General features: G+C 70.5%; 12 protein-coding genes. 5 read left to right on the top strand and 7 right to left on the bottom strand.

What is annotated here, in order from left to right; genetic code table 11:
- The first annotated feature begins 31 nt into the window (after positions 1–31).
- Both BLV05_RS10970 and BLV05_RS10965 read left to right on the top strand, forming a co-directional pair.
- Positions 32–988 carry a glycosyltransferase 61 family protein gene (locus BLV05_RS10970; RefSeq protein ID WP_046769400.1) on the top strand — a complete coding sequence of 319 codons (957 nt, stop codon included), beginning with the start codon at positions 32–34 and terminating at the stop codon, positions 986–988.
- A 483-nt stretch (positions 989–1,471) separates the two neighbouring features.
- Positions 1,472–1,801 carry a hypothetical protein gene (locus tag BLV05_RS10965; RefSeq protein WP_063932563.1) on the top strand — a complete coding sequence of 110 codons (330 nt, stop codon included), beginning with the start codon at positions 1,472–1,474 and terminating at the stop codon, positions 1,799–1,801.
- 4 nt (positions 1,802–1,805) lie between these two features.
- Here BLV05_RS10965 and BLV05_RS10960 read toward each other — a convergent pair whose 3' ends face one another.
- From BLV05_RS10960 to BLV05_RS10935, 6 genes are all read right to left on the bottom strand, one after another.
- Complete coding sequence (locus BLV05_RS10960; protein ID WP_046769399.1) at positions 1,806–2,801, bottom strand: Gfo/Idh/MocA family protein; 996 nt, start codon at positions 2,799–2,801, stop codon at positions 1,806–1,808.
- On the bottom strand, positions 2,798–3,802 hold the full coding sequence (locus BLV05_RS10955; RefSeq protein ID WP_046769398.1) for a Gfo/Idh/MocA family protein: 1,005 nt from the start codon (positions 3,800–3,802) through the stop codon (positions 2,798–2,800). The genes BLV05_RS10960 and BLV05_RS10955 overlap by 4 nt, the downstream gene beginning before the upstream one ends.
- A complete protein-coding gene (locus BLV05_RS10950; protein WP_082155307.1) occupies positions 3,799–4,683 on the bottom strand; it encodes a carbohydrate ABC transporter permease in 885 nt (294 codons plus the stop codon). Before BLV05_RS10950 ends, BLV05_RS10955 begins: the two co-directional genes overlap by 4 nt.
- Before the next feature lie 10 nt (positions 4,684–4,693).
- Positions 4,694–5,653, bottom strand: a complete 960-nt coding sequence (locus BLV05_RS10945) for a carbohydrate ABC transporter permease (protein ID WP_082155306.1) — start codon at positions 5,651–5,653, stop codon at positions 4,694–4,696.
- Between the two features lie 9 nt (positions 5,654–5,662).
- Positions 5,663–6,982 carry an ABC transporter substrate-binding protein gene (locus BLV05_RS10940; RefSeq protein WP_046769396.1) on the bottom strand — a complete coding sequence of 440 codons (1,320 nt, stop codon included), beginning with the start codon at positions 6,980–6,982 and terminating at the stop codon, positions 5,663–5,665.
- A gap of 86 nt (positions 6,983–7,068) precedes the next feature.
- Positions 7,069–11,610 carry a family 16 glycoside hydrolase gene (locus BLV05_RS10935; protein ID WP_046769395.1) on the bottom strand — a complete coding sequence of 1,514 codons (4,542 nt, stop codon included), beginning with the start codon at positions 11,608–11,610 and terminating at the stop codon, positions 7,069–7,071.
- Positions 11,611–11,956: 346 nt separating this feature from the next.
- On the opposite strand from BLV05_RS10935, the gene BLV05_RS10930 reads away from it, so the two are divergent.
- From BLV05_RS10930 to trxA, 3 genes are read left to right on the top strand one after another with little or no spacing between them, the layout of a single operon-like run.
- Positions 11,957–13,120 carry an ROK family transcriptional regulator gene (locus BLV05_RS10930; protein WP_083421302.1) on the top strand — a complete coding sequence of 388 codons (1,164 nt, stop codon included), beginning with the start codon at positions 11,957–11,959 and terminating at the stop codon, positions 13,118–13,120.
- A gap of 43 nt (positions 13,121–13,163) precedes the next feature.
- Entirely contained in the window at positions 13,164–13,535 is a 372-nt protein-coding gene (locus BLV05_RS10925; protein WP_046769394.1) for a MerR family transcriptional regulator, read from the top strand.
- Positions 13,532–13,855: a thioredoxin gene (gene trxA / locus BLV05_RS10920; RefSeq protein ID WP_046769393.1), complete on the top strand. Its 324-nt coding sequence runs from the start codon at positions 13,532–13,534 to the stop codon at positions 13,853–13,855. Before BLV05_RS10925 ends, trxA begins: the two co-directional genes overlap by 4 nt.
- Here the strand turns inward: trxA and BLV05_RS10915 are convergent.
- A complete protein-coding gene (locus BLV05_RS10915) occupies positions 13,852–14,256 on the bottom strand; it encodes a VOC family protein (protein ID WP_046769392.1) in 405 nt (134 codons plus the stop codon). The two genes, trxA and BLV05_RS10915, sit on opposite strands and share 4 nt — an antisense overlap.
- Between the last annotated feature and the right edge of the window lie 10 nt (positions 14,257–14,266).

Raw genomic sequence — 14,266 nt, 5'->3', positions numbered from 1 at the left:
GCCGTACATTTTCACCAGCTACTCTGCCCCAATGCAGTGGGACTATGCGATGCCGCCCGACGCTCCCCCGCCGCCGGCCGGCCTGCGGATCGTCCGCGACGCGCTGCTGAGCGGCTGGAGCAGCGTCCGTCTCGACGGCGGCCCGAAGCGTCACTCGCGCGGCGCCGTCTATGAGGACGGACGACTCGTGCCGGAGTCGCTGCGCGCCGGCGGCTACGACGGCGACCACGTCGTCCCCGATGACCCGGCGCACTGCGCCGAGCCGCCCGCCGACCGCCTCGACGGCCGCTGGCTCTACGGCGGGCACTGGATGGGCCGGTTCGGGCACTTCGTCACCGAGACGCTGACCAGCCTATGGCCGATCGGCCAGGAGGTCGACGGCCTGGTGTTCCACCGGTTCATCTTCCCCGGCACCCAGCTGGACTATCAGACCGCGCTGGTGCGGCGCAGCGGCTGGGACGTCCCGATCCGGGTCGTCGCACAGCCCACGGAGGTCGAGGAGCTGGTCGTGCCGGCCCGCCCCTACCACCCCGGCCGGCGCACCAGCGCCGAGGCGGTCGCCGTCTGGGAACGGGCCGCCGTCGCCGCCGCGCCCGGCCCGCCGGCGTTCGTCTCGCGGACCCGGCTGCCCAACGACCGGCGGCGCAGCGACGGCGACGAGCTCCTCGACGCCCTCATGGAACGGCTCGGCTTCCACGTGCTGCACCCGCAGGAGCTGCCGATCACCGAGCAGCTCGCGGCGGTCGCCGCAGCACCCGTCCTCGCCGGCATCTCCGGGTCGGCGCTGCACCTGTCCGCGTTCGCGCCCCGCGCCACCCGGGTGCTCGAGATCGGCGACATCCGCACCCGCACGCGGCCGCTGGGCAACCAGCAGGTCATCGACGCCGCCTGCGGCCGCCAGACGGCGTTCGTCCCCCACCTCGGCCGCGGCAACGTCCGCGACGTCGGCGCCACCATGAGCGCCGTCACCGCCCTGCTGGCCCGCTGAGCCCGCCACCTCCCGGCGGTACGTCACAGTCGACGGCCGGATGTCACGGGATCGAGCTTCGGGCTGACGGCGCGGCGGCGGAATCGGTAGACAGACGGGCGGGCCGGATCGGGCCGCAGTCCGACCGCCGCACATCGCCGCAGACCACGCACGGTTTCGATCAGTGAACCGCCGCGCCCGGACGCCACGACGCCGACTCCGCACCCGCAACCCGATTCGCAACTGATGTCGCGAATGTCGTTTTTCGCCGCGCGTCTTGTGTCCGCCGATGTTTCAACGTGTCACACGTGGCGCGGTGACGCTGCACGATCGTGTGGGGAGTGTCACTCTGGTGACATCTCCTAGAGAGTGCGGAGGGACGGCCATGGCGATCGGGGTGCGCCGAACGGCCGTCGACCGCGCACCACAGGCCGGCGTGGCGGCCGGTCGGACCAGCCAGGTCCCGGCCGCCACGCCTGATCAACGGAACGGGGAACGAGTCACGTGAGCCAGCCCGCTCAACTTCCGCGCCGCTTCGCCCTGCACCGCCGCTACGACGTCACGGGCGTCTCCGGCACCGGCATCGTCGCGTACGGCACGCAGTACCCCACCGGCCGCACGACGCTGGCCTGGTGTTGCTCCGACGTCCAGTCGGTCGCCGTCTACGACGACATCGAGCACGTCGAGGCCATCCACGGTCACGGCGGCCTCACCGAGATCCGGTGGATCGACCCGCCGCCCGCCCCGGAGCCCACGGGCAGCGCCCACCCCACGGGCGTCACGGTCATCAACGGCCGGGCCCGCTGCGCCACCGCCGCACAGCAGACCGCGTAGTCCGTTACGGCGCGGTCAGCGCGACCGGTTCGCCGGCGGCGGCCGACCGGTACGCCGCCAGCGCGACCCGCGTCGCCGCCAGTCCGTCCTCACCCGTGACGGTGGGGCGGCGCCGATGACGGGCCGCGTCGAGGAACTCCTCGATCATGCCCTGGTTGGCATCGGACCCCCACGCCGGCCAGTCCAGCTGCCCGTGTGATCCGCCATGCACGGTGAGGTGCTGGCTGAAGGCGTCGACGGCGACGGTGCCGTGCTCGCCCACCAGCTCCAGGCTGAGCCCGCCCCACGTCGGATAGTTCCCCGGACGACTCCAGCTCGCGTCGATGGTCGCGAACACGCCGTCGGGATAGCCGAGCATGACCAGCCCGCCGGTCTCGACGGTGACGGTGTCGCGGTGCAGGACGCGGTTGGTGGCCGCGTACACCTCGACGGGATCCTGGCCCAGGTACCAGCGCAGGATGTCGGCCAGATGCACCACGTGATCCATGATCGCGCCGCCGCCGGCCAGCACGGGGTCGGCGAACCAGGCGCCGTGCCTCGTCGGCAGCACGCTCTGGTTCGTGCCCGTGCACGCGTAGACCCGGCCGAGCGCGCCGCCGGCCAGCAGCGCCGCGGACTCGCGCAGCGGCGGACTGAACCGCATCGGGAACGCCGTCATCAGCGGGACGCCCGCGGCGGCGCACGCGTCGACGATGGCACGCGCGTCGTCGTCGTTCGTGGCGAGCGGCTTCTCGCAGAGCACGGCGACACCGGCCGCCGCCGCCTGTTCGACCAAGCGGCGATGGTGCACCGTCTCCGAGCCGACGACGACCGCGTCCACCCCCGCGTCCAGCAGCCGATCCGCCGAGGCGAACCACGGCACCGCGTGCGTGCTCGCCCACCGGGTGCCCCGCTCGGCGTCGTCGTCGGTGACGCCGGCCACCTCCGCTCCGGCGGCCCGGACGTTGTGGACGTAGGCGTCGACGTGCACGTGCGCGGTGGACAGGAACCCGACCCTCACGCCACCACCTCCAGGTCCGCGGGCCGGCCGGTGGCGATCGACCGGCCGACGGCTGTCGCGATGCGCACCGCGGCGAGGGCGTCCTCGGCCGTGACGATCGGCTCCGCCACGCCGCGGACGACGTCGAGGAAGTGCCGCAGCTGGGTCGCGTACGGCGACTCGGCGAGCGGACTGGACGGCAGCGGCATGTCCCCCGCCCGGGTGCCGGCCCGCAGCGTCGGGCGCACCGGCGCGCTGCGGTCGGAGTCGAGGTCGAGCACGCCCGTCGTCCCGGAGATCTCCGCGCGGGTGCGAAACGTCGGCGGCGGGTGCGCCCACGATGCCTCGACATGGCTGATCGCGCCCGACGCGTGCCGCAGGATGGCCAGGACGTGGTCGGTGCCGGCGTCCGGGCGGACGGCCCGGAGGCTGCGCGCGTGCACGCCGACGACCTCGCCGGCGACCCAGCGGGCGTAGTCGAGGTCGTGCACCATCAGGTCGAAATGGAGTCCGCCCGAGCGTGCCTCGTCGAGGTACCAGTTGTCCGCGGGCTTCGCCGGCTGGAACGTCGACCGGGTCAGCCGGACCACCGCCGGCTCGCCGATCACGCCGGCGTCGACGGCCGCCTTCGCCGCCGCGTACTCGGGGAAGAACCGCACGACGTGGGCGGGCAGCAGCGGCACGCCGGCCTCCCGGCAGGCCGCGATCATCTCCGCCGCTTCGTCGGGCGTTCGAGCCAGCGGCTTCTCGCAGACCACGGCCCGGCCGGCCCGGGCCGCGCGGACGGTGATCTCGTGGTGCAGGTCGGTGGGCACGCAGACGTCGACGAGATCGACCCGGCCGAGCAGCTCGTCCAGATCGGCGCACACCCGCATGCCGTACTCCTGGGCCAGCCGCTCGGGCGGGCCACCCGGTCCGGACGCGAGTGCGGTCAGCCGCGCGTCCGGGCAGGCGGCCCACGCCGCCGCGTGCACCGACCCCATGAAGCCCGCCCCGACGATGCCGATGCGCGTCCGGCTCATTTGACCGCTCCCGATGTCAGACCGCGGACGAACTGCCGCGAGAAGATGACGAACAGGGCCAGCATCGGCAGCGCCGCCAACGTCAGCACCGCGAGCACGGCGTTCCAGTCGCTGACGAACTGCCCGAGGAACAGCTGGGTGCCGAGCGTGACCGTGCGGACGCTCTCGCCCGGGGTGAGGATCAGCGGGAACCACAGGTCGTTCCAGATCGGCAGCATGGTGTAGATGCCGATGGCCGCGAGCCCCGGCCGCACGAGCGGAAGGGCGAGGGAGTACACCCGGTACTCGCTCGCACCGTCGATCCGGGCCGCGTCCTTCAGGTCGCCGGGCACCTGTTTGAAGAACGCGGTCAGGACGAACACGGCCAGTGGCAGGCCCATCGCGGTGTACACCAGCACCAGGCCGGCCAGCGAGTTCACCATGCCCAGCCGGACCATGAGGTCGAGGATCCCGACCGTGCCGAGACGGATGGGGATCATGATGCCCACGGCCAGATAGAGCGACACGATCGTGATGCCCGCGAAACGGTACTCGGCCAGGGCGAACGCGGCCATCGACCCGAGCAGCAGCACCAGGACCACGGTACCGACGGTGACGATGAAGCTGTTGAGGAAGTACAGCTCGAACCGGGAGCGGGCGAAGACCGTCTCGAAGCCGCCCAGGTCCACCGTGCTGGGCGTCGGAAAGGCGAACGGCTCCTCGAAGATCGCCTGGCGGGACTTGAAGGCGTTCATGACGATCAGCGCGATCGGCCCGCACGCCACGACGACGTAGGCGATCAGGATGAGGTGCGGCACGGCCACACCGGCGCGCGCCCGCCACGTCCGGCCTGCCCTCGGCGACCGCGCGACATCGCGGACCGGGGTGCTCACAGCGCTCACTCTCGGCTCCTCACAGTTGGTAGCTCTCGACGCGCCGCTGCCAGCCGTAGAAGTACAGCAACACGCCGGCGAGGATGAGCAGGAACATCATGGTGGCGACCGTGGCGCCCATGGTGCTGGAGCCCTGCTGCAGCTGGAAGCCGAAGAACGTGCGGAAGAACAGCGTCCCCATGATGTCCGAGGTGAAGTCCGGCCCGGCCAGGGCACCTTTGACCGTGTAGATCAGGTCGAACGCGTTCAGGTTGGCCACATAGGTGATGACGGAGACGATGCCGACGGTCGGCAGGATCAGCGGGAACTTGACCCGCCAGAACGTCGCCCAGGCGCCGGCGCCGTCGACGGTCGCGGCCTCGGTGAGCTCGTCCGGGATGCTGATGAGTACGGCGTAGAAGAGGATCATCGGGATGCCGATGTACTGCCAGACCGACATCAGCGCGAGCGTCACCAAGGCGGTGCTCGACTGACCGAGCAGCGGGGTCTCGACGAACCCCCACACCGGGCTGATGATCAACTGCCAGATGAAGCCGACGATGACCACGCTCAGCGTCGTCGGCAGGAACAGCAGGGTGCGATAGGTGCTTCGCCCCTTCAGCGTGGGCGCGGCCAGCAGCGCCGCGAGCAGCAGCCCGATCGGGTTCTGGACGAAGAAGTGCACGGCGAAGAACATCAGGTTGTTCCACACCGCGTTCCAGAACGCGTCGGAGAGCAGGTCGTCGGTGAGCAGGTGGACGAAGTTGTCCAGGCCGACGAACGTCTGCACGCCGTCCACCGGGGCGTAGAGGCTGAGCCGCAGCGAGTCGAGCAGCGGGTAGACCATGAAGATCGTGTAGATCGCCGCCGCTGGGGCGATGAAGACGACGAGGTGGGTACGGAACCGGCGGCGCGGGCGGGCGGCGGGCGCCGGCGCCACGGCCGGTTCGCTCCCGGCCGTGGCGTCGATACCGATCCCCTCGGGTGGCGCCGAGGTCATCCGTTCTCCTTACCGCTGCTGCGGCTCGTACCAGCGTTCCAGGCCCGCCTGGGCCTGGCCGGCGGCATCGGCCGGTTGGACCGTGCCGTTGAGCAGTTGCGCGCTGAGGTCCCACAGCTGGTTCTCGAGGTTGGGCTCGCCGCGCGAGAGGATCTGGTACGAGTTGCGGATGGTCGACTCGCACCGGTCGCGCCAGCTGAGGAACTCCTGCGCCAGCGGGTCGTCGACCTCGACGTCGTGGTCGGACATCGGGAAGAACCCCGGCAGCGCGTTGGCGTACAGGTCGGCGAACTCGGCCGTGGTCGTCCACTCGAGGAAGGTCCTGACCTCCTCCGGGTGCTCGGTGGCCGCGTTCATGCCGACGCCGATGTCGGTGTGGTCGCTGATGAAGCAGGTGTCCTGACCCTCCGGCAGCGGCGGCGCGAACGCTCCCATCTCGAAGTCCGCCTGCTCGTTGAACAGCGCGATCTCCCAGGAACCGGCCGGGAAGACCGCACCGCGGCCGAGGGTGAACATGTTCTGCGCGTCGGGGTAGGTCAGCGACTGGTAGCCGTCGGGCAGGTACTCCGCCCAGGAGGCGAGCTCGGTGAACGCCGCCACGTACTGCTCGTCGTCGAACCGCTCGGTGCCGTCGATCAGCGCCTGACGACCCTCCTCGCCGTTCCAGTAGTTCGGCCCGAGGTTCTGCAGGCCCATGGTCGCCGCCTCCCACTGGTCCGCGGTGCCCATCACCAGCGGGGCGTACGAGCCGTCGGCGGCGATCTGGCCGAGCATGTCGTGGAACTGTTCCTGCGTCTCCGGAGGCGTGAGGCCCAGCTGGTCGAACGCCTCGGTGTTGTAGAGGAACCCGTGGATCACCGAGGCCATCGGGACGCAGAACGCCTCCGAGCCGTCGTCGGTCGACCACGCCGCGCGGGCGACGTCGCCGAAGGACTCCATGCCCGGCAGGTCGGTCAGCGAGGCGAGATGGCCCTCCTCGAAGAGGCGCAGCGACACGTCGAACGGGCGGCAGGTGATCAGGTCGCCCGCGGTGCCGCCCGAGAGCTTCGCGTCCAGCGCGGCGTCGTACTCGTCCGGCGCCGTCGGCTGGAAGGTCACCCGGATGTCCGGGTACTGCTCGTGGAAGGCGGGCAGGATGACGTCCTCCCAGATCGCGAGGTCGTCGTTGCGCCAGCTCTCCATGACCAGCGTGACCTGATCGCCGCTGCCGCCGGTGTCGTCGCCACCGTTGGCCTCGGTGTCCTCTCGCGGATCGGCGCTCTCGCCACAGGCGGCCAGCACCAGGGCGACACCCACGGCCGGTGCGAGCCGGCCGAGTCGGTTCGACATGAGATCTCCCATGATGTTCGAGGCTGAACGGTCCCCGTCCGGCGCCGGCCTGCGGACCGGCGCCGGACGGGGGTTCAGCGGTGTGTTCAGGACATGGACCACGACATCCGGCGCGAAGCTCCCTGGTGTCCGATGTCGCTCCCTGCGGCGGCGCGGACGATGGCGCCTCGTTCCCTGCCGCTGAGCACGCCGTCGGTCACCAGTTGGTCGGTCACCTCCCCGACGTGTCGCACGAAGGCCCCGTGACTGTTCCACTCGCCCTCGTCGAGGATGAGGTCGTTGACCGTGCACCCGTCGTCGAGTGCATAGCTGGGCACGCCGCTGTCGTGCTCGCCGATCATGACGGTCTCCCGCGGGTCCGGGGCCGGGCAGGCGCTCGGACCGCCGTCGTCGATGGTGAACTCGACCGTCTGCCAGTCCTCGGCGTTGCCGGCCACGTCCACCGACCGGAACTCGACGGCGTAGTCGCCGGGTTCGGTCACGGTGATCGGTTCGTCGTAGACCGCCGGCTCCTCCTCACCGGCCATCCGGTGCTGCGTCTCCGCGACACCGGAGGTGGCGTCCTGCGCGGCCAGGGTCACCGTGACCGGACCGGTGTAGACGTCGCCGCTCTGCTCCCCCGCCAGCGAGGCCGTGGTGGCCGGCCCCGTCTGGTCGACCAGGAACTCGATCTCCTCGATCCCGGTCTCCACCGGCGGCTCGCCGGTGGACGGCGTCACCTCGAACGTCGCGACCATGCCGGCCCACGTCGTCGGATCGTCCGGGTCGGGCCGGTTCGAGTGCGGCGTGCAGTAGACGTAGTACGTGCCCACGTCGGCCGCGTCGAAGAAGAACGGGTCGTCCTCCCAGTCGTCGCCGAGCGGACGCGACGCCAGCACCTCGCCGTTCTCGTCGGTGATCACGACGTCGTGTGCGTACCCGGGGACGTACTGGAACTTGACGGTGTCGCCCTGGCGCACGCTGAAGTCGGTCTCGCTGAACCCGAATCCGCCCGAGCCGACGAGGATCTCCTTCTCGGCCGGCTCGCCGCCGTCGCCGGGGACGACCGCCTTGTAGTCGATGTTGTAGACGCCGTCCTGGTCGAAGACGACCGGCTCGGTCCACGTGCGCCACTCGGTCTCGTCCGTCCGCGGCCGCCAGTACAGCTCCGCGTCCGGGTCGTTGGACTCCAGGCCGAGCGTGACCGGCGAGACGTACCAGCCGCCGGCGCCGTCGGGCTCGGCCGGGTCGACCGTGGCGTCGACCGTCAGCTCGTCCTCGATCTCGTTGATCCAGACGTTGCGGAACTCCACGCTCTCACCGGCCGCCTGGCCCGCCGAGTGGTTCTGCAGGCCGACGAAGCCCTCGAGAGGACGGGTGCCGTCGCCGGTGAACGTGGTGACCTCGACGCCGTTGAGCGTGACGCGGTACTCCTGGCCGATCACCTCGATCTCCATCGTGTTCCACTCGCCGATCGGGTTCGTGGCCAGCGGATCCGCCGGTGCGAAGTTGTAGATCGCGCCGGTGCGGGTCATCGGGTCGTCGGTGCCGTCGTAGATCTGGACCTCGTGGCCCTCGTTCACCGGCCGGCCCGGATCGCCCTGCGGATCGGGGAAGCGGACGAACACGCCGGAGTTGTCCGTCGGCGCCTTGACCCGGAAGTCGACCCGCATGACGTAGTCGGAGAACGTCTGCTCGTCGTACCAGAGCAGGCCCATGCCGCCGAACGGCTCGAGCAGCCCGCACTCGTCGATCTCGAAGCCGCCCGGACCGGCCATCGTCCAGCCGTCCAGCGTCTCGCCGTCGTACAGCGGCGCGAAGCCTGCCGGCGGCGCCTGCGGCTCGGGGCACTGCGTGTCGCCGAGCTCCTTGATCCAGATGTCGCGGAAGAACACGTTGTCCGACACGCGGTTGTTCTGGATGCCCACGAAGCCGGAGGCCAGGTCCCGTCCGGAGCCCTCCGGATTCTCGTACTCGTTGACCAGCACGTCGTTGATCCAGACCCGGACCATCGGGTCCTCGACCTCGATCTCCATCTCGTTCCACTCACCGGCGACGGTCGGGAACGACGTCGGTGCCTGGAAGGTGTAGACCGAGCCGGTCTTGGAGCTGTCCGCGGCGCCGGGCGAGCCGCCGGTGTCGTCGATCTGGATCTCGTAGCCCTGGCGCACGGCGACGTACGGGTCGTCACCGGGGTCGGGGAACCCGAAGAACACGCCGGAGTTGTCGTCCTCGGCGACCGCCTTGAAGTCGAGGTGCAGCCGGTAGGACTCGAACTCCTCTTCGTGCCACAGCATCCCCAGGCCGGCCGGGTCGCCGACCGACTCCAGGGCGCACGAGCCGGCCCGCTCCCCGTCCGGCACGATCGCGAACCCACCCGGGCCGGACTGGTTCCAGCCGGTCAGCGTGGCGCCGTCCCACAGCGGCCGGTAGCCCTCGTCGGGCTGCGGCGCCGCACACGCGGGCTCCTCCGGGACGCACAGCGAGTAGTCGGAGAACGTCGCGGTCAGCGGGGTCTCGATCGCGTTCGGGCCATGGGCGGCGAAGAAGCCGAACTGGGGCGCTTCGTACTGCGAGATCGGCGCCGGTCGCCCGACGTTGACCCAGGTCACGCCGTCGCGGGAGTAGGCGGCCCGCACGTTCTCACCGTCACCGCTCAACCGGAGGTGCAGCGTCCGCGGTGCGTTGGTGATGGTGGGGTTGTCGACCCCGCCTTGGTAGCGGATCTCTCCGTTCTGGTGGAAGAGGTACTCCATCCGCCCGTCGACCGCGCTGCCGTACGGCGGGAAGTAGGCCGCCTTGGTGAAGTTCTGGTCGTCGGCGTAGATGATGAACCCGGCCTGGTCATGGCTGACCGACTCCGCCGGCAGGTCGACGGTGACCGTGGCCTCCCAGTTCCCGTCCGGCACCGGCGTCATGATCAGGTTCTGCGCGGTGGTGTTGATGTTGCCGCTCAGGTGGTTGCTGATCATGTCGCCCTGCAGCATGTCGATCTCGAGGGCGCCGTCGGTCTGCCGGTAGCCGTCCGGGTTCTCACGCACGATCGTCGGCCAGCGCTCGCGGTCGAGCTCGGTCCCGGCGAAGTCGTCGGTCACGCACTGGCCGGGACCGGTGTCGGGCACGTAGTCGACGCGGTACAGGCCGGCGTTCGGGCTGTTGCCGAACGCGCCGCCCTCCAGCACGTACAGCGAGCCGTCCGGGCCGAACTCACCGTCCATCAGGCCGGACCAGGTCTGGCCGGGCATGAAGTCGTCGATGGCCTCGACCTGCTCGTTCTCGTCCAGGTCGGCCGTCTTGACGTGGCCGCGGTGGAAGTCGAGCAGGAACCAGCGCCCGTCGTAGTGCTCGGGGAACTTGGTGTCGGACTGCAGCGCCGCGTCGTAGCGGTAGACGGGGCCGGACATCGGGCCGCCCGCACCGGAGCCCATGTTGAGGAACGGCTCCGGGATCGGGTTGAGCTCCTGCGCCGGCCAGCCGACCCACGACTCGGGCCAGCCCGCCCAGCTGCGCGGGTAGTAGATCGTCGCCGGCGTCACCGGCGGGAGCTGGTCGAGACCGGTGTTGTTCGGCGAGTCGTTGACCGGGCCGTTCTCGCAGTCGTAGAAGTCACCGAGCGGCTGGTTCGTCGCGTAGTCCCACGGCCGGTACGGGTAGTTGTTCCCGATGCAGAACGGGTAGCCGAAGTTGGCCGCCTCGGACGTCGCCATGTACTGGTCGAAGCCCCACGGCCCGCGCTCGGTCCAGTCACCCAGCCGGTCCGGCCCGTAGTTGCCGATGTGCAGCCGGTCGGTCGCGGGGTCCAGCGAGATGCGGAACGGGTTGCGGAACCCCATCGCGAAGATCTCCGCCCGGGTCTTGCCGCCGCCCTCCTCGTCGCCGGTGAACAGGTTCCCGTCCGGGATCGCGTAGGTGCCGTCGTCCTGCGGGGTGATCCGCAGCACCTTGCCGCGCAGGTCGTTCGTGTTGCCCGAAGTCCGGCGGTCGTCGTTGTACCAGTGCGTCGGACGGCTGTCGAGCGGCGAGTACTGCTGGTTCAGGTCCGGCGGCGACTCGTCGCCGGTGCTCAGGTACAGGTTGCCGGCGGAGTCGAAGTCGACGTCCCCGGCGACGTGGCAGCAGTTCGTCTTGTTGTACGGGACCTTCAGCATGACGATCTCGGACTCGACGTCGAGCTGGTCGTTCTCGATGACGAACCGGGAGAGGTAGTGCGCGTTCTCGGCGCGGGTCGTGTAGTACACGTACACCCAGCCGTTCGTCGCGAAGCCCGGGTCCAGGGCCAGGCCCAGCAGGCCGCCCTCCTGGTTCTTCGACCCTTCGAAGTCGGGGTTCTGCGGCAGCGGGTGGTCGTCGAACACGTCGAGCTCGCCCACCACACCCACGTGCCCCATGTGCGGGTGGTAGACGCGGATGACGCCGTCGCGGCTGGTCATGTACACGCGGCCGTCGTCGGCGATGTCCATGTTCATCGGCTGGGAGATGCCGGGTGCGACCAGCGTCTTCTCGAACTGGTCGGCCGCGGACAGTTCCGCGAACGTGCCGCCTGGTTCGGCCGGAGCCTCGGCTGTCTGTGCAGTGGCCGGCGCGCTGACCAGGACCGATAACAGCAGCGCCAGGAACAACAGTAACGATGTGGATCGCTTGCCCACCATGGCTTCCTCCGGGGGGACGGGTGCTGACGTGAACGAACGCCGTGTTGATGTGCTGCGTAGGGACTTCGTCAGTAGCGCCCTGCAGGTGCCGGCAAGCAGAGCCTGGCTATCGGGTGGACGAGCTGCCGTGATCGCGGTGCCCCGACGACGGAGGGCCAGGACGCTCCGAATCGTCGACACGAACGCGGCAGCCGCTGAGAGCGGTCGAAGAGCATCACCTAGACTTAGTAAGGAAACTTCCCTAACTATGTGTGTGACGATCACTATGTTGGTACGAGACGTCGGGTGTCAAGGGGTACTAGTGACTCAAACCGGACATGGCAGCGGACCTCAGGTGCTACGGCTGATGAACTGCGCCGCGGTGCTCAGCGCCATCCGTGCCGCGGGTACGGCACGGGTGACCGACCTCATCCACGCGACCGGCCTGTCCCGTCCCACGGTGAGCGCGGCGGTGTCGACGCTCATGACCGACGGATGGGTCGAGGAGACCGAGGCGCCCGACCTCGACCTGCCGCGCATGGGCCGGCCGGCCCGCGTGCTGAGATTCCGCGCCGACGCGCGGTACGTGCTCGGCATCGACGTCGGACCGCACAAGATCTACTGCGCCGTCGCCGACCTCAGCGGCACCGTCGTCTCCCACGTCCGCCGTGACGTCGAGGAGGCCAGCACCCACGCCCAGCTGCTCGAGCAGGTGACGGCCACGATGCGGCAGGCACTCGACGCGGTGCCCGTCCCGTCGTCCGCGCTCGCGGCGGTGGGCATCGGCACGCCTGGCGTGGTGGACGAGCAGCGCGGCGCCGTCGTGCAGGCGCCGTCGATACCCGGATGGAGCTCGCTGGAGCTGGGCGGCCTGTTCCGGCGCAGCGTCGAGTGCTCCGTCCGGGTCGAGAACGACGTCAACCTCGCCGTGATGGCCGAGCGCTGGAACGGCGTCGGCGGTGCCGCCGAGAACCTGATCCTCGTGCAGTGGGGCGCCCGGGTCGGTGCGGCCGTGCTGGTGCACGGAGAGCTGCACCGCGGTGCCCACGGCGCGGCCGGCGAGATCGGGTTCCTCGAGCTCGAGGAGGAGCCGCAGGGCGTCCAGCCCGACGGGCTCGGCCCGCTCGAGTCCGCGGCCGGAACCGCCTGGATCCTGAGCCGGGCCCGCAGCCTCGGTTTCGACGGCGCCGACGCCTCCGCCGTCCTCACCGCGGCAGCCGGCGGCGAGGCTCGGGCGCTGCAGGCGGTGGACGAGGCCTGCGCCCGGCTGTCACGGGGCCTCGCCTCGTTCGTGTCCGCGATCGACCCGGAGCTGGTCATCATCGGCGGCAGTGTCGCCCTGGCCGGCGACGCGATACTGGCCAGCCTGCGCCGGCATCTCACCCGGCGTGCGCTGGTGACACCTCGGCTCGAGCTCTCGCAGCTCGGTGACGACGCCGTCGCGCTCGGCGCCGTGCGGCTCGCGCTCTCCGATGCCGAGCGGCGCCTCCTGGACGTCTACACGGCAGCCCCCCAGGCCGACCTGCCGTAGCAACCCTTGCCTTGACGCACGCGTCAAGGAATACCGTCGAGGCATGCGAATCGGCGACCTCGCCCAGCGCACCGGCACCACCACGCGGGCGCTGCGGTTCTACGAGTCCCAGGGCCTGCTGATGGCGCAACGCGCCCCGAACGGCTACCGCGAGTACGACGAGGACGACCTGCGGCTGGTCACCGAGATCCAGACGCTGCAGGGCATCGGGTTCAGCCTCGACGACACCCGCCCGTTCGTCGAGTGCCTGCGCTCCGGCCACGAGTCCGGCGACTCCTGCGCCGACTCGATCGAGACGTACCGGCGCAAGCTCGCCGAGGTCGACGGCTATCTCGATCGGCTGACGGCGATCCGCGCCGGCATCCAGACCAAGCTCGACGACGCCCAGGCGCGGCGGCAGGGGGACCCGCGATGACGCACACCGTCACCGACGAGACGTTCGACCGCGAGGTGCTGAGCAGCGACATCCCGGTCCTGGTGGATTTCTGGGCCGAGTGGTGCCCGCCGTGCCACCTGATCGCGCCGATGCTGGAGCAGCTGTCCGGCGAGCTCGAGGGCACCATCGCGATCCGCAAGGTGAACACCGACGAGCACCCCGAACTGGGCGCCCGCTACCGCGTCATGTCGCTGCCCACGCTCATGCTGTTCGTCGACGGCGAGCCGGTGCAGGCGCTGATCGGCGCGCGGCCGAAGGCGCGGCTGCTCAAGGAGCTCGAGGACGCGCTGGCCCGCTAGCCGATGTACGGGTCCCACCAGCCGGGCTCCGGCTGGATCTGCTCGACGACGTCGACCCACTGGCCGGCGGGGTCGACCAGCCCGAAGCGACGCTGGCCCCAGGGCTCGTCGGTCAGCGGCAGCGCGATCTCCACGCCGGCCGCCAGCAGCGTCGCGTACTCCGCGGCGGCGTCGGTCACCTGGAGCGTGAGGAACGCGCCGTCGCCGGTGTGCGGGCCGGGCGACGGCGGCGCCGACGGGTGCTCCGGCAGCATGAACGCGACCGCGACGCCGCCGCCGTCGAGGAGCACGAACCAGTCGGCCTCGAACACCACCGCGAAACCGAGGCGGCCGACGTAGAAGTCGCGGCACTCGCGCAGCCGCTCGGTGATGACGACCGGGTACCCGCCGGCCAGCCGCATGACGTCCTCC

This window comes from Jiangella alkaliphila (assembly GCF_900105925.1).
GTDB classification, from domain to species: Bacteria; Actinomycetota; Actinomycetes; order Jiangellales; family Jiangellaceae; genus Jiangella; species Jiangella alkaliphila.
This window is presented reverse-complemented; position numbering and strand designations above follow the sequence as displayed.